At 54.1% G+C, this 2,213-nt stretch carries 1 rRNA gene; it reads right to left on the bottom strand.

What is annotated here, in order from left to right:
* Window positions 1-433: 433 nt before the first annotated feature.
* Window positions 434-1,955 (bottom strand): 16S ribosomal RNA (locus tag ACQUSY_RS13300).
* Between the last annotated feature and the right edge of the window lie 258 nt (window positions 1,956-2,213).

A 2,213-nucleotide genomic window follows, 5' to 3' on the forward strand; every position in this document is an offset into this window, starting at 1 on the left:
ATCAATTACGAAACAAACCGAAGCTTGTTCCGCAAGATGCTCGCGTCCACTGTGTAGTTCTCAAAGTACGGGCGGTATCCAAACCGTTTCACCAGCAAAGCCGGCAACCCAGTAAGGATCCGAGGAATCAGTCACAACCCAAAGGTCATGTCCGGTCCCTCAGGACCCAACAGCGTGCAGCCACCAACCCGCTCACCCAGAACTTTCCAACCGCAAGCGGCGTACTCATCCCAAGATCACGTCTTGGCAGCATGTCAAATGTTCCACCCATGAGCTCCCAGCGAAGAACGTGTGCCTTCGATCTGGGTTCTGGACTCCGAAGAGTCAGATGCTCCTTAGAAAGGAGGTGATCCAGCCGCACCTTCCGGTACGGCTACCTTGTTACGACTTAGTCCTAATTACCGATNACTCCGAAGAGTCAGATGCTCCTTAGAAAGGAGGTGATCCAGCCGCACCTTCCGGTACGGCTACCTTGTTACGACTTAGTCCTAATTACCGATCCCACCTTCGACGGCTCCCTCCACAAGGGTTAGGCCACCGGCTTCAGGTGTTACCGACTTTCATGACTTGACGGGCGGTGTGTACAAGACCCGGGAACGTATTCACCGCAGCGTTGCTGATCTGCGATTACTAGCGACTCCGACTTCATGAGGTCGAGTTGCAGACCTCAATCCGAACTGGGACCGGCTTTTTGGGATTCGCTCCACCTTACGGTATCGCAGCCCATTGTACCGGCCATTGTAGCATGCGTGAAGCCCAAGACATAAGGGGCATGATGATTTGACGTCATCCCCACCTTCCTCCGAGTTGACCCCGGCAGTATCCCATGAGTTCCCACCATTACGTGCTGGCAACATAGAACGAGGGTTGCGCTCGTTGCGGGACTTAACCCAACATCTCACGACACGAGCTGACGACAACCATGCACCACCTGTTCACGAGTGTCCAAAGAGTCCCGTATTTCTACGGTGTTCTCGTGTATGTCAAGCCTTGGTAAGGTTCTTCGCGTTGCATCGAATTAATCCGCATGCTCCGCCGCTTGTGCGGGTCCCCGTCAATTCCTTTGAGTTTTAGCCTTGCGGCCGTACTCCCCAGGCGGGGAACTTAATGCGTTAGCTGCGTCACGGAATCCGTGGAATGGACCCCACAACTAGTTCCCAACGTTTACGGGGTGGACTACCAGGGTATCTAAGCCTGTTTGCTCCCCACCCTTTCGCTCCTCAGCGTCAGTTACGGCCCAGAGATCTGCCTTCGCCATCGGTGTTCCTCCTGATATCTGCGCATTCCACCGCTACACCAGGAATTCCAATCTCCCCTACCGCACTCTAGTCTGCCCGTACCCACTGCAGGCCGGAGGTTGAGCCTCCGGATTTCACAGCAGACGTGACAAACCGCCTACGAGCTCTTTACGCCCAATAATTCCGGATAACGCTTGCGCCCTACGTATTACCGCGGCTGCTGGCACGTAGTTAGCCGGCGCTTTTTCTGCAGGTACCGTCACTTTCGCTTCTTCCCTGCTAAAAGAGGTTTACAACCCGAAGGCCGTCATCCCTCACGCGGCGTTGCTGCATCAGGCTTTCGCCCATTGTGCAATATTCCCCACTGCTGCCTCCCGTAGGAGTCTGGGCCGTGTCTCAGTCCCAGTGTGGCCGGTCACCCTCTCAGGCCGGCTACCCGTCGACGCCTTGGTGAGCCATTACCTCACCAACAAGCTGATAGGCCGCGAGCTCATCCCAGACCGAAATTCTTTCCAAACAATGACCATGCGGTCCTGTTTCGTATCCAGTATTAGCAGCTGTTTCCAACTGTTATCCCAGAGTCCGGGGCAGATTGCTCACGTGTTACTCACCCGTTCGCCACTGATCCACAGAGCAAGCTCTGCTTCACCGTTCGACTTGCATGTGTTAAGCACGCCGCCAGCGTTCATCCTGAGCCAGGATCAAACTCTCCGTAAAAAACGATTGCATACACCCCAACCGGAATAGGCTGGAAATGCAGCGAGTTCAATCATGACCAAAGAGATAAATCATTGCTGACTATCCGTTGCCTAGCCGAAAAACGACTAGGTCTTTGATCCAAAGGAATTCTCACCCAGCCGAAGCTAGACGAGGATAATTTGGCATTTGACAAGTGCACGCTGTTGAGTTCTCAAGGATCGGATGCTCCCCCACCAAACCATCACTGGCCTGCCAAAGGGCAACTTCTCTATCTTA

Origin of the sequence: Microbacterium daqui (genome assembly GCF_050408675.1) — a bacterium.
Classification (GTDB): Bacteria; Actinomycetota; Actinomycetes; order Actinomycetales; family Microbacteriaceae; genus Microbacterium.